This is a genomic window from Methylobacterium trifolii, assembly GCF_022179685.1.
GTDB classification, from domain to species: Bacteria; Pseudomonadota; Alphaproteobacteria; order Rhizobiales; family Beijerinckiaceae; genus Methylobacterium; species Methylobacterium trifolii.
The window spans coordinates 1-19565 of the sequence record NZ_BPRB01000262.1 but is presented as its reverse complement, the minus strand read 5'-3'; the positions used below and the strand labels follow the sequence as shown (position 1 = coordinate 19565).

At 71.3% G+C, this 19565-nt stretch carries 20 protein-coding genes; 14 read left to right on the top strand and 6 right to left on the bottom strand.

Annotated elements, in window-relative coordinates:
* Nucleotides 1-141: 141 nt before the first annotated feature.
* The gene (locus COGEMETH_RS21025; RefSeq protein ID WP_238184552.1) at nucleotides 142-939 is read left to right on the top strand and encodes a tetratricopeptide repeat protein; all 798 of its coding nucleotides are present in this window, start codon (nucleotides 142-144) and stop codon (nucleotides 937-939) included.
* Nucleotides 940-955: 16 nt separating this feature from the next.
* Here COGEMETH_RS21025 and COGEMETH_RS21020 read toward each other — a convergent pair whose 3' ends face one another.
* Nucleotides 956-1690, bottom strand: a complete 735-nt coding sequence (locus COGEMETH_RS21020) for an RNA methyltransferase (protein ID WP_238184551.1) — start codon at nucleotides 1688-1690, stop codon at nucleotides 956-958.
* A 77-nt stretch (nucleotides 1691-1767) separates the two neighbouring features.
* Entirely contained in the window at nucleotides 1768-2316 is a 549-nt protein-coding gene (locus COGEMETH_RS21015; RefSeq protein WP_238184550.1) for a formaldehyde-activating enzyme, read from the bottom strand.
* A gap of 236 nt (nucleotides 2317-2552) precedes the next feature.
* Between COGEMETH_RS21015 and COGEMETH_RS21010 the strand changes: the two genes are divergently transcribed.
* From COGEMETH_RS21010 to COGEMETH_RS20975, 8 genes are all read left to right on the top strand, one after another.
* Nucleotides 2553-3767 carry an NADP-dependent isocitrate dehydrogenase gene (locus COGEMETH_RS21010; protein WP_238184549.1) on the top strand — a complete coding sequence of 405 codons (1215 nt, stop codon included), beginning with the start codon at nucleotides 2553-2555 and terminating at the stop codon, nucleotides 3765-3767.
* A 182-nt stretch (nucleotides 3768-3949) separates the two neighbouring features.
* Nucleotides 3950-4744, top strand: a complete 795-nt coding sequence (locus COGEMETH_RS21005) for an inositol monophosphatase family protein (protein WP_238184548.1) — start codon at nucleotides 3950-3952, stop codon at nucleotides 4742-4744.
* A gap of 171 nt (nucleotides 4745-4915) precedes the next feature.
* Nucleotides 4916-5461, top strand: coding sequence for an adenine phosphoribosyltransferase (locus COGEMETH_RS21000; RefSeq protein ID WP_238184547.1), 546 nt, complete (start codon nucleotides 4916-4918; stop codon nucleotides 5459-5461).
* 357 nt (nucleotides 5462-5818) lie between these two features.
* Complete coding sequence (gene rpmH / locus COGEMETH_RS20995) at nucleotides 5819-5953, top strand: 50S ribosomal protein L34 (RefSeq protein ID WP_238184546.1); 135 nt, start codon at nucleotides 5819-5821, stop codon at nucleotides 5951-5953.
* A gap of 79 nt (nucleotides 5954-6032) precedes the next feature.
* Nucleotides 6033-6578 carry a ribonuclease P protein component gene (rnpA, locus tag COGEMETH_RS20990; protein ID WP_238184545.1) on the top strand — a complete coding sequence of 182 codons (546 nt, stop codon included), beginning with the start codon at nucleotides 6033-6035 and terminating at the stop codon, nucleotides 6576-6578.
* Entirely contained in the window at nucleotides 6568-8418 is a 1851-nt protein-coding gene (gene yidC / locus COGEMETH_RS20985) for a membrane protein insertase YidC (RefSeq protein ID WP_238184544.1), read from the top strand. The genes rnpA and yidC overlap by 11 nt, the downstream gene beginning before the upstream one ends.
* Nucleotides 8419-8499: 81 nt before the next feature.
* Complete coding sequence (gene yihA, locus COGEMETH_RS20980) at nucleotides 8500-9147, top strand: ribosome biogenesis GTP-binding protein YihA/YsxC (protein WP_238184543.1); 648 nt, start codon at nucleotides 8500-8502, stop codon at nucleotides 9145-9147.
* Nucleotides 9147-9518 carry a DUF423 domain-containing protein gene (locus COGEMETH_RS20975; RefSeq protein ID WP_238184542.1) on the top strand — a complete coding sequence of 124 codons (372 nt, stop codon included), beginning with the start codon at nucleotides 9147-9149 and terminating at the stop codon, nucleotides 9516-9518. The genes yihA and COGEMETH_RS20975 overlap by 1 nt, the downstream gene beginning before the upstream one ends.
* A gap of 6 nt (nucleotides 9519-9524) precedes the next feature.
* On the opposite strand, the gene COGEMETH_RS20970 is transcribed toward COGEMETH_RS20975, so the two are convergent.
* The gene (locus COGEMETH_RS20970; protein ID WP_238184541.1) at nucleotides 9525-10199 is read right to left on the bottom strand and encodes a metallophosphoesterase family protein; all 675 of its coding nucleotides are present in this window, start codon (nucleotides 10197-10199) and stop codon (nucleotides 9525-9527) included.
* An 83-nt stretch (nucleotides 10200-10282) separates the two neighbouring features.
* Complete coding sequence (gene clpB, locus COGEMETH_RS20965) at nucleotides 10283-12913, bottom strand: ATP-dependent chaperone ClpB (RefSeq protein ID WP_238184540.1); 2631 nt, start codon at nucleotides 12911-12913, stop codon at nucleotides 10283-10285.
* A 204-nt stretch (nucleotides 12914-13117) separates the two neighbouring features.
* Here clpB and COGEMETH_RS20960 point away from each other — a divergent pair, with 204 nt between their 5' ends.
* Complete coding sequence (locus tag COGEMETH_RS20960; RefSeq protein WP_238184539.1) at nucleotides 13118-13894, top strand: MOSC domain-containing protein; 777 nt, start codon at nucleotides 13118-13120, stop codon at nucleotides 13892-13894.
* Nucleotides 13895-13909: 15 nt separating this feature from the next.
* On the opposite strand, the gene COGEMETH_RS20955 is transcribed toward COGEMETH_RS20960, so the two are convergent.
* The gene (locus tag COGEMETH_RS20955; RefSeq protein WP_238184538.1) at nucleotides 13910-14404 is read right to left on the bottom strand and encodes a DUF427 domain-containing protein; all 495 of its coding nucleotides are present in this window, start codon (nucleotides 14402-14404) and stop codon (nucleotides 13910-13912) included.
* Nucleotides 14405-14594: 190 nt separating this feature from the next.
* On the opposite strand from COGEMETH_RS20955, the gene otsB reads away from it, so the two are divergent.
* Nucleotides 14595-15350, top strand: a complete 756-nt coding sequence (otsB, locus tag COGEMETH_RS20950; RefSeq protein WP_238184537.1) for a trehalose-phosphatase — start codon at nucleotides 14595-14597, stop codon at nucleotides 15348-15350.
* A gap of 64 nt (nucleotides 15351-15414) precedes the next feature.
* A complete protein-coding gene (locus COGEMETH_RS20945; RefSeq protein ID WP_238184536.1) occupies nucleotides 15415-16434 on the top strand; it encodes a glucokinase in 1020 nt (339 codons plus the stop codon).
* A 38-nt stretch (nucleotides 16435-16472) separates the two neighbouring features.
* Here COGEMETH_RS20945 and COGEMETH_RS20940 read toward each other — a convergent pair whose 3' ends face one another.
* Complete coding sequence (locus COGEMETH_RS20940) at nucleotides 16473-17951, bottom strand: MFS transporter (RefSeq protein WP_238184535.1); 1479 nt, start codon at nucleotides 17949-17951, stop codon at nucleotides 16473-16475.
* 119 nt (nucleotides 17952-18070) lie between these two features.
* On the opposite strand from COGEMETH_RS20940, the gene COGEMETH_RS20935 reads away from it, so the two are divergent.
* Nucleotides 18071-18340, top strand: a complete 270-nt coding sequence (locus tag COGEMETH_RS20935; RefSeq protein ID WP_238184534.1) for a hypothetical protein — start codon at nucleotides 18071-18073, stop codon at nucleotides 18338-18340.
* Between the two features lie 105 nt (nucleotides 18341-18445).
* Nucleotides 18446-19565: NTP transferase domain-containing protein (locus COGEMETH_RS20930; protein ID WP_238184533.1), on the top strand; the 1120-nt coding region annotated here is incomplete at its 3' end.

Below are 19565 nucleotides of genomic sequence, written 5' to 3'. Positions count from 1 at the left end.
GGGGGCTTGGGCGGAGGCCTGGATCTGCGTCTCGGACATGCGCTCGCTGGCTTAACCGGAGATTAGGGTTAACGCTCTATCACCGCGGCAGCGGGAGCGTGAAGCGCGTGGCAGCCCGCCCGTTTGGTGCGGAGCGTTCCCATGACCCGTCGTCGCAAGACCCGCCGCACGCCGCTGATCGCGGCGGCCCTGGTCGGGCTGCTGGCCGCCGGCTGCAATGCGCGCTCGCCCGAGACCACCGGTTCGATCGGCCGGCAGGGGGCCGCCTCCCAGACGGAGGTCGACGCGCTGGCCGAGCGCTACACCGCCAACCCCAACGATCTCGGCACCGCCATGCGCTACGCGCAGGTGCTGCGGGCCACCGAGCAGCGCGCCCAGGCCACCGCCGTGCTGCAGCAGGCGGCCCTGCGCAACCCGCGCAACACAGCCGTGCTCGGCGCCTACGGCAAGTCCCTGGTGGAGGTCGGGCGCTTCCAGGAGGCGCAGGAGGTGCTCCAGAACGCCCACTCCCCGGCCCAGCCGGACTGGCGCATCCTCTCGGCGCAGGGCTCCGCCGCGGCGCAGCTGGGCGACCATGCCAGCGCGCAAGGCTTCTACCAGGCCGCCCTCAAGATCCGCCCGAACGAGCCCGCGGTGCTGTCGAACCTCGGCCTGTCCTACGCCCTCTCGAAGCAGCTCGACCAGGCCGAATCCACCCTGCGGCAGGCGGCCGACCAGCCGGGGGCGGATGCGCGGGTGCGGGCCAACCTCGCCCTGGTGCTCGGGCTGAAGGGACGCTTCCCGGAGGCCGAGGCGCAGTTGCGCCGCGACATGGCGCCGGGCGAGGCCGAGGCCAACATCGCCGCCCTGCGCAGCCTCGTCGCCCAGCCGAACCGCTGGAAGGCGATCGAGGCCGCCGACAAGGCCGCCTCGCGCAAAACCGCGCACCCGAACGGCTGACGACACCGGGGACGGATCAGGGCGGCGGCCGCCCCCCCTTGCGCTCCAGCGCCCGCAGGGCCCCGCGAAACGTGCGCACGTCCTGCTCGGTCAGGACCATGCGGTGGAGCATGTCCCGCATGTTGCGCGCGATGATCTCGCGCTTCTCCGGCGGGTAGAAGCCGGCACCCGCCAGCGCCGTCTCCAGGGTGCCGAACAGGGCGAGCATCGCCTCGCGGGTCGCGGGCGGGCTGCGGGTCTCGCCGGTGAAGCGCGGGAGCGCGAGGCCGGCCGCGCGCCGCCACTCGTAGCCCACCAGCAGCACGGCCTGGGCGAGGTTCAGCGACGGGAACGCGTCGGTGACCGGGAAGGTGACGACGGCGTCGGCCAGCGACACCTCGTCGTTGGTGAGCCCGATCCGCTCGCGCCCGAACATCACCCCGATCCGCTCGCCCCGCCCGATTCCCTCCGCCGCCTGCGCCATGGCGGCATCCGGCAGGAGCACCCGCTTCATCTGCCCGCGCTCGCGGGCCGTGGTGGCGAGCAGGACGTTCAGGTCGGCGATGGCCTCGGCCACAGTGGCGTGGACCGTGGCCCCGTCGAGGACGTGGGTCGCGCCGGAGGCCGCCTCGCGCACGCCCTTCTTGGGCCAGCCGTTCTTCGGGGCGACGAGGCGCAGTTCCGAGAGGCCGAAATTGGCCATGGCGCGGGCGGCCATGCCGATGTTCTCGGCCAGTTGCGGTTCGACCAGGACGACGACGGGGGCGCCCATGCGCGGCCCTCCTGCATGCGGCAAGCGCAACCGAAGGCGACGCCGGCCCAGCCGGCGTCGCCAGTCCCGAAAAACGGTCAGATCTTACCGTCGAGGCCCATCTGGTAGTATTTGTGGACGATCCTGTCCTGGTTCTCCAGGAGCCAGTCGATCGAGGGCTCGTTGGTCATCGCCTTGCGGATAGCCTCGGTCATGCCCTTGCGCTGGATCTCGAACAGCGCCCTGTGGTCGACCGTCTCGGCCTCGATCACGCCGGGGCTGAGCCAGACCGAGCAGATGATGCCGAGGTCGTTGGCCTTGTGCTTCGGGATGTAGCCGGCGCGGACCGCGTCCAGCACGCCGTTGGCGATGGCGAACTGCACGGTGCCCATCAGGATCGAGGTGTACTTCGACTCGGTGACGCTGACCTTGGAGACGCAGAGCGTCACCGGGCGCACCATGATGTCGGTGTTGAGCAGCGCGAAGACGCGGGAATGGCCCACGACCTGATCGCCGGTGAGCGTCGCCAGGGCCGTGCCGACCGGCCCGTCGAGTTCGCCGATGATCACCTCGGGCTCGGCAGCCGTGTTGGGCGGGCCGCCCGCGACGAGGGCCTCGCCGGCGCGCAGGACGATGCGGTCGCTCATGATCTCTCCTCTTCCATGTCGTGAGCGGCCCGGCGGGCCGGTCACGGTTCCGGCGGCGGAGTGACCGCTCCGGACGCCGTTGTCCAGCGGCAGTGACATCCAACGACCGGCGTCAGTCCGTCCGGCGGCACGGCTTTCGCACCGTTGGGCAGCGCGCTATGACCCGCCGCAGCCCGTCGCGGGTCCTTGGACGGGCGCGCCGGCGAGACGCCAACCGAAGAGCGAGGTCCCGACCCATGGCGAAGATCAAGGTGGCAAACCCCGTCGTCGAACTCGACGGCGACGAGATGACCCGGATCATCTGGTCGGAGATCAAGAACAAGCTGATCCACCCCTATCTCGACCTCGACCTCGACTATTACGACCTCGGCGTCGAGCACCGGGACGCCACGAACGACAAGGTCACGGTCGACGCGGCCGAGGCGATCCGCCGCCACGGCGTCGGCGTGAAATGCGCCACCATCACCCCCGACGAGCAGCGGGTGGAGGAGTTCAAGCTCAAGGAGATGTGGCGCTCGCCCAACGGCACCATCCGCAACATCCTAGGGGGCGTGATCTTCCGCGAACCCATCATCTGCAAGAACGTGCCCCGCCTCGTGCCGGGCTGGACGCAGCCCTTCGTCATCGGCCGCCACGCCTACGGCGACCAGTACCGCGCCACCGACTTCAAGGTGCCGGGCAAGGGCCGCCTGACCATCAAGTTCGAGGGCGAGGACGGCACGATCATCGAGAAGGAGGTGTTCAAGTTCCCCGGCGCCGGCGTCGCCATGTCGATGTACAACCTCGACGATTCGATCCGCGACTTCGCCCGCGCCTCCCTGAACTACGGGCTGGCACGCAAGTACCCGGTCTACCTCTCCACCAAGAACACCATCCTCAAGGCCTATGACGGGCGCTTCAAGGACCTGTTCCAGGAGGTCTACGAGGCCGAGTTCAAGGGCAAGTTCCAGTCGCTCGGCATCACCTACGAGCACCGCCTGATCGACGACATGGTGGCCTCCTGCCTCAAGTGGTCGGGCGGCTACGTCTGGGCCTGCAAGAACTACGACGGCGACGTGCAGTCGGACACGGCGGCGCAAGGCTTCGGCTCGCTCGGCCTGATGACCTCGGTGCTGATGACCCCGGACGGCCAGACGGTGGAGGCCGAGGCCGCCCACGGCACCGTGACGCGCCACTACCGCGAGCACCAGAAGGGCAAGGAGACCTCCACCAACTCCATCGCCTCGATCTTCGCCTGGTCGCGGGGCCTCGCCCACCGGGCCAAGCTCGACGGCAACGCCGACTTGGCCAAGTTCGCCACCACCCTGGAGACGGTCTGCGTCGACACCGTCGAGGCGGGCTCCATGACCAAGGACCTCGCCCTCCTGGTCGGCCCCGACCAGAAGTGGCTCTCCACCTCGGGCTTCCTCGACAAGGTGGACCAGAACCTCAAGACGGCGATGGCGGGCTGAAAGCTCGGAGAAGGCTTGGAAGACAAACTTCCGATCGCGCGCGCGTCTCTCCCCCCTCTGCGGGGGGAGAGACGATGCGCCGGTCCTGCATGAGACCTGCGCGGGCGGCCCGGCTCGCTTTGTCCGCGCTTTCCGCTAAACCGCGTCCGAACCCCGACAAGCCGGACGCGCCAGGACTCTCGATGATTTCCTCACCCCTCATGACCGTGATGGTCGATGCCGTGCGCAAGGCCTCGCGGGGCCTGCGCCGCGACTACGGCGAGGTCGAGAACCTCCAGGTCTCGCGCAAAGGTCCGGGCGACTTCGTCTCGGCGGCCGACCGCAAGGCCGAGGAGACCCTGCGGGACGCCCTGATGAAGGCGCGGCCCGGCTACGGGATGGTGCTGGAGGAGTCGGGCATCGTCGAGGGCCAGGACAAGAGCCACACCTGGCACGTCGACCCGCTCGACGGCACCGCGAACTTCCTGCACGGCATCCCGCACTTCGCGATCTCGGTGGGGCTGGAGCGCGACGGCCAGATCGTGGCCGGCGTGATCTACGATCCGGTCAAGGACGAGCTGTTCGTGGCCGAGCGCGGCAAGGGCGCCTACCTCAACAACCGCCGCCTGCGGGTGGCCGGCCGCCAGGACATGGCCGACGCCCTGATCGCCTACGGCACGCCCTATCTCGGGCGCGGCAACCACCCGCGGCTGCTGCGCGAGGTCGCCTCGGTGATGGCCGTCGCCGGCGGCACCCGGCGCATGGGCTCGGCCGCCCTCGACCTCGCCTACGTCGCCTGCGGGCGCCTGGACGCCTATTGGGAGCGCGACCTCCAGACCTGGGACATCGCGGCCGGCATCATCCTGGTGCGCGAGGCCGGCGGCTTCGTCACCTCCGCCGACAACGCCTCGGAACCCCTGGCGGCCCGCTCCGTCGCCTGCGGGAACGAAGCGCTGCACCGGGAGCTGGTCGGCATCCTGCGCAAGGTGCAGGCGTAACGCTGCTCCCAGTCTCACAGGTCACCACCTGTAAGGTCCCGCAGACGACCGCCGCCCCGCAGTCGCGGGGGCCGTCCGCCGTTCGCACGCGGTCGGCCGATCTGGTCAGCGGGCCGGTCATCTGCTTAAAGCCTCGGCCGAGACATCCTCGGACCTGAAGGCCCCTTCGGTATGGAAGCCCGCCGCCACGTCGCGCTCAAGGAGTCGATCCGCTCGATTCCCGACTATCCCAAGCCCGGCATCGTCTTTCGCGACATCACGACCCTTCTCAGCGACCCGCGGGCCTTCCGCCGGGCGGTGGACGCCCTCGTCCACCCCTTCGCGGGCGGGCGGATCGACCAGGTCGCGGGGATCGAGGCGCGGGGCTTCATCCTCGGGGGCGCGGTCGCCCACCAGCTCTCCTCGGGCTTCGTCCCGGTCCGCAAGAAGGGCAAGCTGCCGCACAAGACCGTCTCGATCGCCTACACGCTCGAATACGGCACCGACGAGCTGGAGATCCACGTCGATGCGATCAAACCCGGCGACCGGGTGCTGCTGGTGGACGACCTGATCGCCACCGGCGGCACGGCCACGGCGGCGGTGAACCTGCTGCGCCAGATCGGCGCCGAGGTGGTGGCGGCTTGTTTCGTCATCGACCTGCCGGAGATCGGCGGGGCGCAGAAGCTGCGCGACCTCGGCGTGCAGGTGCGGACGCTGATGGAGTTCGAGGGGCACTGAGGGCCGCGATAAGGCGCGCAGCGCCTCTTCGAAGCCGCCCCGGCGGCTTCAGGGCGCGAAGAGCGCCCCACGGAGCGGGTTTTCCGTCCAGGAAAACACAGAGCGGCGTGAAAGCCTGAGCCCGCGGAGGCGGGCGCCGGCGATTGAGGCCGACGCGAAAACGAGCGCGAGGGCTCTCGAGCGCTCACCCAAAACGTTGACTTGGACAGACCCATCCGCCATAAGCCCGCCAGTCGCGACGTGGCGCCCCGTTCGGGCGCCCTTCGCGTTTGCAGACACTTCATACAGGACGCGTGAAGGTCGGGTGCGGCGAGAGCCGCCCGCGAGCGCGCCTCGACCTTTGGGGGCTTCGCAGCCATGAAAAGAACCTACCAGCCGAGCAAGCTCGTCCGTAAGCGCCGTCACGGCTTCCGCGCCCGCATGGCCACCGCCGGCGGCCGCAAGGTCATCGCGCGCCGCCGCGCCCATGGCCGCCGGAAGCTCTCGGCCTGAGGGTGATCCCGCCGCCCCGCGCGGCGCGACGGCCGTGAGCGAACCGGCGGAGATCGGGTCGGCCGAGGTCGAGTCAGGGATGCCGACGATCGAACGGCTCAGGAAGCGGCCCGATTTCCTGGCTGCGGCCGAGGGGCGCCGCTTCCACACCGAGCGCATGACGGCGCAAGGGCGCCTGCGGGAGGCCGGGTCCGACCCGGCCGCCGCCGGCCTGCGCCTCGGCTTCACCATCACCAAGCGGGTCGGCCATGCCCCGGAGCGCAACCGCATCCGCCGGCGCCTGCGCGCGGCGGTCCGGGCCGTGGCGGCCGACCTGCCCGTCCTCCCGGCCGACGTCGTGCTGATCGCCCGCCGGCCCGCCCTCCAGGCCCCCTTCGAGACCCTCAAGGACGACCTCCGCCGGGCCATCTCCGCGGCGCTCAAGCCGCGCGGTCCCAAAGAGGGCGCAAAGGACGGCACACGGGGCGGCGATGGCCGGCCGCGCCGTAGCGGCACGAAGTCCGCCCACGGCCGGGGGGCTGGCGGCGGCGGCGTCCCACCCACACCTTCTCGTCGCGACGCGGGCCCGCCCGCTGCGCCCTCATCCACTCCGAACGCGTGCGGCGGTGTCCCCGATGGGCAATGACAAGACGAACATGTTCGTGGCGATCGGCCTGTCGCTCGTCGTCCTGCTCGGCTGGCAATACTTCTTCGCCGCGCCCCGGATGGAGCAGCAGCGCCAGGCCGCGCTCCAGAACCAGGCGGCCCAGCAGAGCCCCGGCGTGAGCCCGGACGGCGTGCCCTCGCCGGCCCCGAAGGAGGGCGGCCCGGCCGCCCCCATCGCCGGCACCGTGCCGGGCACGGCCGCGACGCCTGAATCCCGCGAGGCGGCGCTGGCGCGCTCGGCCCGCATCCGCATCGAGACCCCGGCGCTTTCCGGCTCGGTCGCCCTCAAGGGCGGGCGCATCGACGACGTGTCGCTGAAGAACTACCACGAGACCGTGAGCGACAAGAGCCCGGAGATCGTGCTGTTCTCGCCCACCGGGACCGCGACGCCCTACTACGCCGAGTTCGGCTGGGTCGGCGCCAATTCGGGCCCGCTGCCCACCGGCGAGACGGTGTGGAAGGCTGAAGGCCAGACCCTGTCGCCGGGGATGCCCGTGACGCTGACCTGGGACAACGGCGCCGGGCTGCTGTTCAAGCGCATCCTGGCGGTGGACGACAAGTACATGTTCACGGTCCGCGACGAGGTCGAGAACACGGGCCCGGCCGCGGTCACGCTCTATCCCTACAGCCTGGTCTCGCGCTGGGGTAAGCCCGTCACCCAGGGCTACTACGTCCTGCACGAGGGCCTGATCGGCGTGCTCGGCGGCGACGGCCTCCAGGAATACACCTACGACCACCTCGCCAAGGAGCCGGCCTACGGCGGCCCGGCGACCAAGGGCAAGGCGTGGGCCAACGTCACCGGCGGCTTCGTCGGCATCACCGACAAGTACTGGGCCGCGGCCGCGATCCCCGACCAGGCCGCCAGCTACACCGGCTCCTTCACCGAGCGCACGGACGGGGCCACCAAGGTCTACCAGGCGAGCGTGCGCGGCGACGCCAAGGCGGTCGAGCCCGGCGCCTCGGTGGCCTCGACGCAGCGGCTGTTTGCCGGCGCCAAGGAGGTCAACGCCATCAACGGCTACGAGAAGGACCTCGGCATCAAGCAGTTCGACCTGATGATCGACTGGGGCTGGTTCCACTTCATCACCAAGCCGATGTTCCGGGCGCTGGACTTCTTCTACCACCTGCTCGGCAATTTCGGCGTGTCGATCCTGATCGTCACCTTCTGCCTCAAGCTGCTGTTCCTGCCGATCGCCAACCGCTCCTACGTCTCCATGGCCAAGATGAAGGCCGTGCAGCCGGAGATGACGTCCATCCGCGAGCGGTACAAGGACGATAAGATGAAGCAGCAGCAGGCCATGATGGAGCTGTACAAGAAGGAGAAGATCAACCCGGTCGCCGGCTGCTGGCCGGTGCTGGTGCAGATCCCGGTCTTCTTCGCGCTCTACAAGGTCCTGTTCATCACCATCGAGATGCGGCACGCGCCGTTCTTCGGCTGGATTCAGGATCTCGCCGCCCCCGATCCGACCAGCATCCTCAACCTGTTCGGCCTGCTGCCGTTCGCCGCCCCCGACTTCGTCCACCTCGGCATCTGGCCGCTGGTGATGGGCGTGACGATGTTCGTGCAGATGAAGATGAACCCGGCGCCCCCCGACCCTGTGCAGGCGCAGATCTTCACCTTCATGCCCATCGTCTTCACCTTCATGCTGGGCTCGTTCCCGGCGGGACTGGTGATCTACTGGGCCTGGAACAACACCCTCTCGGTGATCCAGCAATACGTCATCATGCGCCGCAACGGCGTGAAGGTGGAGTTGTGGGACAACCTCAGGGGCACGTTCCGCAAGGGCTCCGCCGGCAAGACCACGGCGGCCAAGGGCTGAGCCGGGCCGCACACGCCGTCCACGGCCGGCCTTCGCATGCGCGGGGCCGGCCGGGATCGAGCCGGGTTTAAAGGACATCCGATGACCCAGGCCGAGGACGACGCCCTGACCGAGGCCGGCCGGCTGCTGTTTGCCGGCAACGCCGACTTCTTCGCCGCCGCCCAGACCCTGGAGCGCCTGCCGCCGATGGAGCGGGTCGAGATCGCCTTCGCCGGGCGCTCCAACGTCGGCAAGTCGAGCCTGATCAACGCGCTCACCGGCCGCAACACCCTGGCGCGCATCTCGCACACGCCGGGGCGCACCCAGCAGCTCAACTTCTTCGACATCGGCGGCCGGCTGACCCTGGTGGACATGCCCGGCTACGGCTACGCCAAGGTCGAGAAGGCCAAGGTCGAGGCCTGGACCGACCTGATCCATGCCTACCTCAAGGGCCGCTCCTGCCTCGCGCGCGTGTTCATGCTGGTCGACGCCCGCCACGGCTTCAAGTCCATCGACACCGACGTGCTGGACGGCCTCGACAAGGCGGCCGTGAGCTATCAGGTCGTGCTCACCAAGGGAGACAGCCTGAAGAAGGGCGAGGTCGCCGCCCGGATCGCCGGGATCGAGGCGGCCCTCGCCCGCCGCCCGGCCGCCTTCCCGCAGGTGCTGCTCACCTCCAGCCGCGACGACCAGGGGGTGCCGGAACTGCGCGCCGCGGTGGCACGCCTGATGGCCGAGCGGGGCGCCTGATGGCGTTCACCGACCGGGCCCTGCTCGCCCTTGGGGCGCTCGCCGGCCTCCTCGGCGTGGCGGCCAGCGCGGCGGCAGCGCACGTGGCGGGCGCCGATTCCCTCAAGACCGCGGCGCAGTTCCTGCTGTTCCACGCGCCTGCGATCATCGCCGTGACGACCCTGTCCGCGGCCGGGCTGACGCACCGGACCGCGACGCGGATCGCGGCCGCCGCCCTGGTGCTCGGACTCGGCCTGTTCTGCGGCGACCTGTCCCTGCGCGCGCTGCACGGCAGCCCACTCTTCCCCATGGCGGCCCCCATCGGCGGCGTGGTGCTGATGGCCGGCTGGCTGCTCGCGGGCGTGGGCGCCCTGCTGCCGGCCAGGGGCTGACGGGCGCTACGCCCTCCTGGCCGGGACTTGCAAAAATTCCAGCGCCGGCCCCTGCGCATCCGAAAAAACACCGGCGGTCAGCGCCCCGCCATAGACCGCGCCGGTGTCGAGGTTGGTGCGGTAGGCCCGCACGTCCGGGCGCCCGCTGGGCTGGGGCGTGTGGCCGTGCACCACATGGCGGCCGAAATCGCAATCCTCGGAGAGGAAGGGCTCGCGAATCCAGAGGCGGTTGTGCGGGTCGGGGTCGGGCGGGATGCAGCCCGGCCGGAAACCGGCATGGACGTACCAGCGCCGGCCATCCTCGTGCAGGCTCGGCAGCGCCTCGAGCCAGTCGAGGGCCTCGCCCGGCAGGTCCGTGATCTCGGCGGTGCCGAAGGAGAGCAGGGTCTCCGTGCCGCCGTTGCGCAGCCAATGCTCGGCCGCCCCCGGCGTCGAGAGGGAATCGAGCAGCATCGCCTCGTGGTTGCCCATCAGGCAGGCGACCCGGTCCGGATCGCTCCAGTGCAGGCGGCTCACCATGCGGATCACCCCGGCGCTGTCGGGCCCGCGGTCGATGTAGTCGCCCAGGAACACGAGCCTGTAGGGCCGCCCGGCGGAATGTGCCTCGATCCGGGCAAGCAGCGCGTCGAGGAGGTCGGCGCAGCCGTGGATGTCGCCGATGGCGTAGGTGAGTTCGTCCATGTGGGCGCAGTGTCACCGCGCAGGCGCGCGAAGGGAAGCCCCGGCGCACCGTTCGGGTGCGCCGGGACGGGATAATGGGCCGATCAGTTCAGGGTGACGTTGGCCGGGCGCCGCCCGGCCTCGATGCTGGTCCCGGCGATGCTGAGCCCCAGGGGGCCGAGGCTCACCGGCACGCTCTGCCCGTCGTGGATACGCCCCGAGAGCAGGAGCTCGGCCAGGGGGTCCTGCACCGTCTTCTGGATCACCCGCTTGAGGGGGCGCGCGCCGTAGGCCGGGTCGTAGCCCCGGTCGGCGAGCCAGGTCCGGGCGTCGGCATCCACGTCGAGGACGATCTTGCGCTCGTCCAGCAGCGTCTGGAGGCGGGTGAGCTGGATGTCGACGATCGCGCCCATCTCCGCCCGCTTGAGGCGGTGGAACAGGATGATCTCGTCCACCCGGTTGAGGAATTCCGGCCGGAAGTGGCCGCGCACCACCCCCATCACCTCCTCGCGCACCGCATCCGTGTCCTGCCCGTCCGCCTGCGCCACCAGATACTCGGCCCCGAGGTTCGAGGTCATGATCAGCAGCGTGTTGCGGAAGTCCACGGTGCGGCCCTGCCCGTCGGTCAGGCGCCCGTCGTCCAGCACCTGCAGCAGGACGTTGAACACGTCCGGGTGCGCCTTCTCGACCTCGTCGAACAGCACGACCTGGTAGGGCCGGCGCCGCACGGCCTCGGTGAGCGCGCCGCCCTCCTCGTAGCCGACGTAGCCGGGGGGCGCGCCGATCAGCCGGGCGACCGCGTGCTTCTCCATGTATTCCGACATGTCGATGCGCACGAGGGCCTGGTCGTCGTCGAACAGGAAGCTCGCCAGCGCCTTGGTCAGCTCGGTCTTGCCCACGCCCGTGGGCCCGAGGAACATGAACGAGCCGATCGGCCGGTTCGGGTCCTGCAGGCCCGCGCGCGCCCGGCGCACGGCGGTCGAGACCGCCTCCACCGCCTCGCGCTGGCCGACGACGCGCTTGGCCAGGGCCTCCTCCATGGCCAGCAGCTTCTCCCGCTCGCCCTCCAGCATCTTGTCGACGGGCACGCCCGTCCAGCGCGAGACCACGCCCGCGATGTGTGCGGGCGTGACCGCCTCCTCGACCATGCCGTCGCGCGAGACCGCGGATTCGGCCGCCGCCTCGATCTCGGCGAGCTGCTTCTCCATCCCCGGGATCACGCCGTAGGCGAGTTCGCCCGCGCGCTGGTACTGGCCCTGGCGCTGGGCCGAGGCCAGCTCGTTGCGCGCCTCGTCGAGCTTCCTCTTGAGGTCGGCCGCGGCCCCGAGCTTGTCCTTCTCCGCCTTCCAGCGCGAGGTGATGGTGGCCGACTGCTCCTCCAGGTCGGCCAGTTCCTTCACGAGGCGGGCGAGCCGGTCGCGGGAGGCGGAGTCGGTCTCCTTCTTCAGGGCCTCGCCCTCGATCTTCAGGCGCACGATGTCCCGGTCGATGGTGTCGAGCTCCTCCGGCTTCGAATCGACCTGCATGCGCAGGCGCGAGCCCGCCTCGTCCATCAGGTCGATGGCCTTGTCGGGCAGGAAGCGGTCGGTGATGTAGCGGTTCGATAGGGTGGCGGCGGCCACCAGGGCCGAATCCTGGATGCGCACCCCGTGGTGCTGCTCGTACTTCTCCTTGATCCCGCGCAGGATCGAGACCGTGTCCTCCACCGTGGGCTCGGACACGAAGACGGGCTGGAAGCGTCGGGCGAGGGCCGCGTCCTTCTCCACGTGCTTGCGGTACTCGTCCAGCGTCGTCGCGCCGACGCAGTGCAGCTCGCCGCGGGCCAGCGCCGGCTTCAGCAGGTTGGAGGCGTCCATGGCCCCGTCCGCCTTGCCCGCGCCGACGAGGGTGTGCATCTCGTCGATGAACAGGATGATGCCGCCGGCCGCCGCCGTGACCTCGGAGAGCACGCCCTTGAGCCGCTCCTCGAACTCGCCGCGGTACTTGGCGCCGGCGATCAACGCGCCGAGGTCGAGGGCGAGCAGGCTCTTGTCCTTCAGGCTCTCGGGCACGTCGCCGTCCACGATGCGCAGCGCCAGCCCCTCGACGATGGCGGTCTTGCCGACGCCCGGCTCGCCGATCAGCACCGGGTTGTTCTTGGTGCGCCGGGACAGGACCTGGATCGTGCGGCGGATCTCCTCGTCGCGGCCGATCACCGGGTCGAGCTTGCCCTCGCGCGCCGCCTCGGTGAGGTCGCGGGCATACTTCTTCAGGGCGTCGTAGGCGTTCTCGGCGCTGGCGTTGTCGGCGGTGCGGCCCTTGCGCAGCGCGTTGATCGCACCGTTGAGGGAAGCGGGGGTCACGCCGGCCGCCGAGAGCGCCCGGCCGGCCTCGGTGTCCTTCTCGACGGAGAGCGCCAGCAACAGCCGCTCGACGGTCACGTAGGAATCGCCCGCCTTCTCGGCGGCCTTCTCCGCGGTGTCGAACAGGCGCACGAGGTCGCGCGTCGCCTGGGGGCTTGCCGCATTGCCCGACACCTTGGCCTGTTTGGCGAGCCACGACTCGACCTGCGCCAGGGCGACGCGGGACTGGCCGCCGGCCCGGTCGATCAGCCCGGCGCAGAGGCCCTCGGGGTCGTCGAGCAGCACTTTCAGCAGGTGGCCCGGCTGCAACTGGGCGTGGCCCTCGCGCATGGCGAGGTTCTGGGCCGCCTGGACGAAGCCGCGGGCGCGCTCGGTGTACTTTTCGAAGTTCATGCTGGTCTCGACCTTATCCGTACCGGTCTCGGCCGCCCGAAACAGGCGCGGCCTCATCCGAAGACGACGCCCGCCGATCCGATGATCGCGCACGGGCCCCGGCGCCGATGGCCGCCGGTCAACCGGATGTGGTGTTGCATTTGCGCACCACAAGGGGCGCGGAACGGCTTGCGCGACGGGGCCGTTCCGCGCCACGATCGGGCCATGAGCGCACACCCGACCCTTAGCCTGACGAGCCTCTACCGCTACCCCGTGAAGGGCCTCAGCCCGGAGCCGCTGTCGCGGGTCGAGCTCGAGACCAGCGGCTACTTTCCCGGCGACCGGCTCTACGCCATCGAGAACGGTCCGTCTGGCTTCGACGCGGTGGCCCCCCGCCACCAGCCGAAGACCAAGTACCTGATGCTGATGCGCGACGAGGCGCTGGCGCGCCTGCGGACCCGCTACGACGAGGCCGCCGCGACGCTGACCGTCGAGGGGGAGGGGGAGCGCCTGGAGGCGCGCCTCGACACGGCCGACGGCCGGGCCGCCCTGGAGGACCTGATGCGCCGCCTGCTGCCGCAGGCCCTGCGCGGCGCGCCCCGCGTGCTGACCGCGCCCGCGCAATACCGCTTCACCGATTCGCGGATCGGCTTCGTCTCGCTCATCAACCTGGCGAGCGTACGCGCCATCGCGGACTTCGTCGGAGCGCCCGTCGACCCCCTGCGGTTCCGCGGGAACCTGCTGGTCGAAGGGCTGGGGCCGTTCTCCGAACTCGACCTCGTCGGACGGGTGCTGGAGGCGCCGAGCGGCCTGCGGCTCAAGGTGACGCAGCGGACGCAGCGCTGCGCGGCCACCAACGTGGACCCGGACACGGGCCTGCGCGACCTCGACATCCCCTGGACGCTGGACGCACGTCTCGGCCACCGGGATTGCGGCGTCTACGCCGAGGTGATCGCGGGCGGCGGCCTCGCGGTCGGCGACCTGTTTCGGGTGGTCGGCTGAGGGGAGGGGACCCGCTCACCAGCCCATGGTGCCGGGGCCGCCCTTGAACGGGCCGGCGAGGCCGGGGGTGATCCAGCCGCCGTAGAAGCCGCCGGGCTGGGGCACGGCCCGCAGGTCGCCGACGAAGCAGCCCTCCATCGGGCCGGCATAGAAGGCGATGTAGCCGGCGATGGCCGCAAAGCCCGGCGTCGGTTCGGGATAGGTCCAGGCGGCGCCGGGTGCCGACACGCCGCCCGCCGCCACGTCGAACAGGGCGGCCCGGCCCTTCCACTCGCACAGCCCGGCCCGGCGCGGGGCGGCGAGCGCCCCCTCGATCACGTCTTCGGGGGGAAAGTAGTAGGTCGGCGGGTGGCTCGTCTCCAGCACGCGGTACCCGGCCCCGGTCTCGGCGATGGTCAGCCCGCCGAGCACGACGCGCAGGCGCTGCGGCACCCGCTCCAACCGGGGCGGACGCGGATAGTCCCAGACGCTCTCCTCGCCGGGCTTTGCGGGGATCGGGGTCGGGTGCATGCAGGGCCTCGCGCGGCGGGTCTCCGACCCCCTCGGGGCCGGCCTTTGCGGCACTCTGCGTCGATTGCGTTGCGTGCGCATCCATTTTCCCGCGCCGTGGGAAAACCCGTCGCGGAACGGCGCGTCGCCGACGTTTGCCCGACGGCCGCGGCGTGATAGCCCGAACCATCCCCCGCGCCAGGAGCCCAGCGTGAGCGAGCCGAGCGACATCGCCCTCTTCCTCGACTTCGACGGCACCCTGGTCGAGATCGCCCCACGGCCGGATGCGGTGCGGGTCGACCCCGGCCTTGCGCCGGCCCTGGAGCGCCTGCGCGACCGGCTCGGCGGGGCGCTCGCAATCGTCACCGGCCGGCCCGTCTCGGTGATCGACGACTTCCTGGCGCCGGCCCGCTTCGACGTGGCGGGGCTGCACGGGGTCGAGCGCCGGGTCGCGGGCGTGCTCACGGGCGGCGGGGCCGAGGATCATCCGGCGCTGCGGGCGCGGGTGCCCGAGCTTCTGGCGATGGCGGCCGGACTCGAGGCGGTGCTGATCGAGGACAAGGGGGCCTCCGTGGCGGTGCACTGGCGCCTGGCCTCCGCAGCCGACGCCGAGCGGGCCGAGGCCGCGGTCAAGGCGGTGGCCGCCGACCTCGCCGGCAGCTACCGGCTCCAGCTCGGCAAGGCGGTGGGGGAGATCGTGCCGGCCCAGGCCACCAAGGCCCACGCCATCCGCGCCTTCCTGGAGCGGCCCCCCTATGCCGGGCGCCGCGCGGTGTTCCTGGGGGACGACCGCACCGACGAGATCGCCTTCGCGAGCGTGGCCGAGGACGGGGGGCTCGGCATCCGGATCGGCCCCGGCGAGACCGCCGCCGCGCGCCGCCTGCCGGACCCGGAGGCCGTGCGCGCCCTGCTCTACGCCTGGGCTGCGGGCGGCCCGATCGATCCGGACACGCTGCCGCCGGCCTGAATCCGGGTTATCGTGTGGTCGAAGGGTTTGCCGGCCTCGGGCCGGCCCAGGATAAGGACGCCGCATGTTCGAGTTTCCGGTCCTCGTCGGCGATATCGGCGGCACCAACGCGCGCTTCGCCGTGGTCGACGCCAAGGGCGAGGCCCCGCGTACCCTCTCGCACGAGGCCACCGCCGGCCACGCCGACCCGTCGAGCGCCATCCGCGCGGCGCTCGCCAAGGACCGGGCGGCGACGGGCGACGGCGCGCCCCCGCCGCGCTCGGTCATCCTGGCCATCGCCGGCCGGGTGGACGGGCCGGAGGTGCAGCTCACCAACGCCCACTGGGTGGTGGCGGGCGAGCGGATCGCGCGAGATTTCGGCCTCTCCTCGGCCGTCGTCGTGAACGACTACGTGCCGGTGGCGGCGGGTGCTGCGGGGATCGCCCCGTCCGACCTGACGCCGGTCGGGCCGAATCTCGAAAACCCAGGCGGCGCCCGCGTGGTGCTCGGGCCCGGCACCGGCTTCGGGGCGGCGGCCCTGGTTCCCTATTCGCACCACCTCGCCATCGTCTCGACCGAGGCCGGCCATACCGACCTCGGCCCGGCCGACGCGTTCGAGGAGACGGTCTGGCACGCCTTGGAGCGGGTCGAGGACCGCATCACCGTCGAGACCGTGCTCTCCGGCCCCGGCCTCGCCCGGCTGCACGCGGCCGTGCGCCACGTCCGCACCGGAAAGCCCCACGCCAAGCTCGACCCGGCGGCGATCACCGAGGCCGGGCTGAACGCCTCCGACCCGCACGCGGCCGAGGCCCTGGAGCTGTTCGGCCGCCTGCTCGGGCGGGTGTGCGGCGACCTCGCCCTGACCTTCCTGGCGACCGGCGGGGTCTATATCGGCGGCGGCATCGCCCCGCGGATCGTCAAGGTGCTGGAAGCCGGCGGGTTTCGCGCGGACTTCGAGCGCAAGGCTCCCTTCGCCGCGATGATGAAGACGATCCCGACCAGCGTCATCACCGTGCACGATCCGGCCTTCACCGGCCTGGCGGCGCTGGCCAGCGAAGGCGAGAAGTTCGTCTATCACGGGCAGATGTGGCGGCGGCCCGCCTGAGGGACCGCTCCGCCGCGGAAAGTCCGCACGGTTCCGAATCAGGCGGCGGCCAGCGGCTTCGACACGTCCTCCAGCGAGCGGCCCTCCGCGGCCGTGCCCCAGATGCCGCCGACCACGCTGGCCACCGCCATCAGGGCCGCGCCCACGAGGTAGCCGCCGAACACGGCGTCGCGCGAGCCCGATTCCACCAGGGACCCGAACAGCAGCGGCCCCGAGACGCCGCCGATGCCGGTGCCGATGGCGTAGAAGCCGGCGATCGCCAGCGCCCGGATCTCCAGGGGGAAGGTCTCGGCCACGGTAAGGTAGGCGGCGCTCGCAGCGGCGCTCGCGAAGAAGAACACCACCATCCAGACCCCGGTCTGCGCCCAGGCGCCGAACACCTCGATCTTGAACAGGTAGCCGGCGCCCGCCAGCAGCAGCGCCGAGATGCCGTAGGTGAAGGCGATCATCGGGCGCCGGCCCACCGTGTCGAACAGCCGACCGAGCAGCACCGGCCCGAGGAAGGAGCCGAGCGCGAACGGCAGCAGGTACCAGCCGACGTTACCGCCGGGCACGCCGTAGAACCGCTCCAGCACCAGGGCGTAGGTGAAGAACAGGGCGTTGTAGAAGAACGCCTGCGCGATCATCAGCGCCAGCCCGACCATCGTCTGCTTGCGCGAGGCGCCGAACATCGTCCCGAACACCTCCGACAGGGGGGTGTGGTCGCGGGTGCGCAGCTTCATGCGCTTGCTCTCGTCGACCGGCGGCAGGGTGACGCCGGCGTCGGTGAAGCGCTTCTCGATGCCGGAGACGACCCGATCCGCTTCCGCCGTGTAGCCGTGGGTGGCCAGCCACCGCGGGCTCTCGGGAATCCACGAGCGCAGCAGGAGGATCACGAGGCCGATGCCGCCGCCGGTGAAGAAGGCCACGCGCCAGCCCCAGGCCGGGTCGATCACCTCGGGCTTCAGGAGGACGATGGACAGGAACGAGCCGAGCGCCGCGCCGATCCAGAACGAGCCGTTGATGACGAGGTCGGTCCAGCCGCGCACGCGGGCCGGCACCAGCTCCTGGATGGTCGAGTTGATCGCAGTGTACTCGCCGCCGATCCCCGCCCCGGTGAGGAAGCGGAAGATGCAGAAGGAATAGATGTCCCAGGACAGGCCCGTGGCGGCGGTGGCCGCGAGGTAGAGGGCCAGGGTGATGAAGAACAGCTTCTTGCGCCCGATCCGGTCGGTGAGCCAGCCGAAGCCCAGCGCCCCCGTCACCGCGCCGACGAGGTAGGACGAGGCGGCCAGCCCCACGTCGAACTCGGTGAACGACATCGGCGCCTTGCGCAGAGCCCCCACCAGGGAGCCGGCCAGCGTCACCTCCAGCCCGTCGAGCACCCAGGTGATGCCGAGCGCCACGATGACCAGGACGTGGAAGCGGCCCCAGGGCAACCGGTCGAGGCGGGCGGAGATGTCGGTGTCGACCACGGTGCCCATCGGGGCGCGTTCGGGCGTGGCCGCCCCGGATGCCGACTCGACCTTGCTCGCCATCGTGCGTGTTTACCTTGAATCCAGACAGTTGTTCGTAACGGAGCGCGAATCGATTCGGTTCGAGGCGACCTTCACCGGCGGCGGGTTTTCTTTGGGGCGCTCACGCGGACGCGCCTTTCATGACACCCTGCCTACGCCTCGCCATCCTGACCACCACGGCGCTCGCCGGGCTCGCCACGATCCCGACCCACGGGGCCGACGCGACGCTCGCCCGCGACCGGGAGCCCGTGGCGCTGGGTGGTGCGGAGCGCTGGCGCCTGCGGCCGGCCGACGCCAACGTCGTGGCGCCCACCACCACGTCGAGCATCCGCCGGAACGTCGCAGCGGCGATCCCCGAGGAGCGGCGCCGGGTGCGGCTGGTCTACCCGGCCCTCACTGAAGCGCGCTGACCGGATCATGGACCGGGCCGGCCTTGCGCGGGTGGGGCGATCGGCTCATCCGTCGCGCGGATCGGGCCGCCACGATCCATCCCGAACCGAGGGCCACGTACCGGCATGACCACACCCGACACCCGCATCGCGAACGGCCCGGCCGTCGAGCGCAGCCTCACGGCGATCGTGCTGGCCGCCGGCAAGGGCACGCGGATGCGCTCCGACCTGCCGAAGGTGCTGCACGCCATCGCCGGCCGCAGCATGCTCGGCCACGTGCTCGCCGCGGTGCAGGCGGCCGGCGCCGGCCGCGTGGCCGTGGTGGCCGAGCCCGGCCGCGCGGACGTGGCCGCCGAGATCGAGCGGCAGGCGCCGGGTGCCGCCATCCACCCGCAGCGCGAGCGCCTCGGCACGGCCCACGCGGTGCTGGCCGCCCGCGCGGCCCTGGAGGCGGGCGACGACGACGTGGTGATCGCCTTCGGCGACACGCCGCTCATCACGGCCGAGACCCTGACCCGCCTGCGGGCGCCGCTGGCCGAGGGGGCGGCGGTGGCGGTGCTGGCCTTCACGACCGAGGCGCCCTCCGGCTACGGCCGGGTGCTGACGCAGGGCAGCCGGGTGCTGGCGATCCGCGAGGAGAAGGACGCCTCGGCATCCGAGCGCTCCGTGCGCCTGTGCAATGCCGGGCTGATGGCGCTCGCCGGCCCCCATGCCCTGGGGCTGCTGACGCGGATCGGCAACGACAATGCGGCCGGCGAGTACTACCTGCCCGACGCCGTGGCGCTGGCCGTCGCGGACGGCCTCGACGTGGCCGTGGTGGACGTCGCCGAGGCGGAGGCGCAAGGCGTCAACGACCGGGTGCAGCTCGCCTCCGCCGAGGCGGTGATCCAGGCCCGCCTGCGCCGGAATGCGATGCTCGGTGGCGCGACGCTTCCCGCACCCGAAACGGTTTTCCTGAGCTACGACACGATGTTGGGACGGGACGTTCTGGTGGAGCCTCACGTGGTGTTCGACACCAACGTGCAGGTCGCGGACGGCTGCACGATCCACGCCTTCTCGCACCTGAAGGACACGCGGCTGGAGGCGGGCGTCAGCGTCGGCCCCTTCGCGCGGCTGCGCGGCGGGGCCGTCCTGGAGGCGGGCGCCTATATCGGCAACTTCGTGGAGCTCAAGAACGCGCGGATGGGGGCGGGCGCCAAGGCCTCGCACCTGACCTATCTGGGCGATGCCGGGATCGGCGCGGGCG

Excerpts from the sequence above, each read along its gene's own strand:
- COGEMETH_RS20955 (WP_238184538.1), bottom strand. The coding sequence starts at position 14,404 with ATGCACCCGACCCCGATCCCCGCAAAGCCCGGCGAGGAGAGCGTCTGG.
- COGEMETH_RS20970 (WP_238184541.1), bottom strand. The coding sequence starts at position 10,199 with ATGGACGAACTCACCTACGCCATCGGCGACATCCACGGCTGCGCCGAC.
- COGEMETH_RS21020 (WP_238184551.1), bottom strand. The coding sequence starts at position 1,690 with ATGGGCGCCCCCGTCGTCGTCCTGGTCGAACCGCAACTGGCCGAGAAC.
- COGEMETH_RS21015 (WP_238184550.1), bottom strand. The coding sequence starts at position 2,316 with ATGAGCGACCGCATCGTCCTGCGCGCCGGCGAGGCCCTCGTCGCGGGC.
- clpB (WP_238184540.1), bottom strand. The coding sequence starts at position 12,913 with ATGAACTTCGAAAAGTACACCGAGCGCGCCCGCGGCTTCGTCCAGGCG.
- COGEMETH_RS21000 (WP_238184547.1), top strand. The coding sequence starts at position 4,916 with ATGGAAGCCCGCCGCCACGTCGCGCTCAAGGAGTCGATCCGCTCGATT.
- COGEMETH_RS20935 (WP_238184534.1), top strand. The coding sequence starts at position 18,071 with ATGACACCCTGCCTACGCCTCGCCATCCTGACCACCACGGCGCTCGCC.
- COGEMETH_RS20940 (WP_238184535.1), bottom strand. The coding sequence starts at position 17,951 with ATGGCGAGCAAGGTCGAGTCGGCATCCGGGGCGGCCACGCCCGAACGC.
- COGEMETH_RS20975 (WP_238184542.1), top strand. The coding sequence starts at position 9,147 with ATGGCGTTCACCGACCGGGCCCTGCTCGCCCTTGGGGCGCTCGCCGGC.
- COGEMETH_RS21010 (WP_238184549.1), top strand. The coding sequence starts at position 2,553 with ATGGCGAAGATCAAGGTGGCAAACCCCGTCGTCGAACTCGACGGCGAC.
- COGEMETH_RS20945 (WP_238184536.1), top strand. The coding sequence starts at position 15,415 with ATGTTCGAGTTTCCGGTCCTCGTCGGCGATATCGGCGGCACCAACGCG.
- rnpA (WP_238184545.1), top strand. The coding sequence starts at position 6,033 with ATGCCGACGATCGAACGGCTCAGGAAGCGGCCCGATTTCCTGGCTGCG.
- COGEMETH_RS21005 (WP_238184548.1), top strand. The coding sequence starts at position 3,950 with ATGATTTCCTCACCCCTCATGACCGTGATGGTCGATGCCGTGCGCAAG.
- COGEMETH_RS21025 (WP_238184552.1), top strand. The coding sequence starts at position 142 with ATGACCCGTCGTCGCAAGACCCGCCGCACGCCGCTGATCGCGGCGGCC.
- rpmH (WP_238184546.1), top strand. The coding sequence starts at position 5,819 with ATGAAAAGAACCTACCAGCCGAGCAAGCTCGTCCGTAAGCGCCGTCAC.
- yihA (WP_238184543.1), top strand. The coding sequence starts at position 8,500 with ATGACCCAGGCCGAGGACGACGCCCTGACCGAGGCCGGCCGGCTGCTG.
- yidC (WP_238184544.1), top strand. The coding sequence starts at position 6,568 with ATGGGCAATGACAAGACGAACATGTTCGTGGCGATCGGCCTGTCGCTC.
- COGEMETH_RS20960 (WP_238184539.1), top strand. The coding sequence starts at position 13,118 with ATGAGCGCACACCCGACCCTTAGCCTGACGAGCCTCTACCGCTACCCC.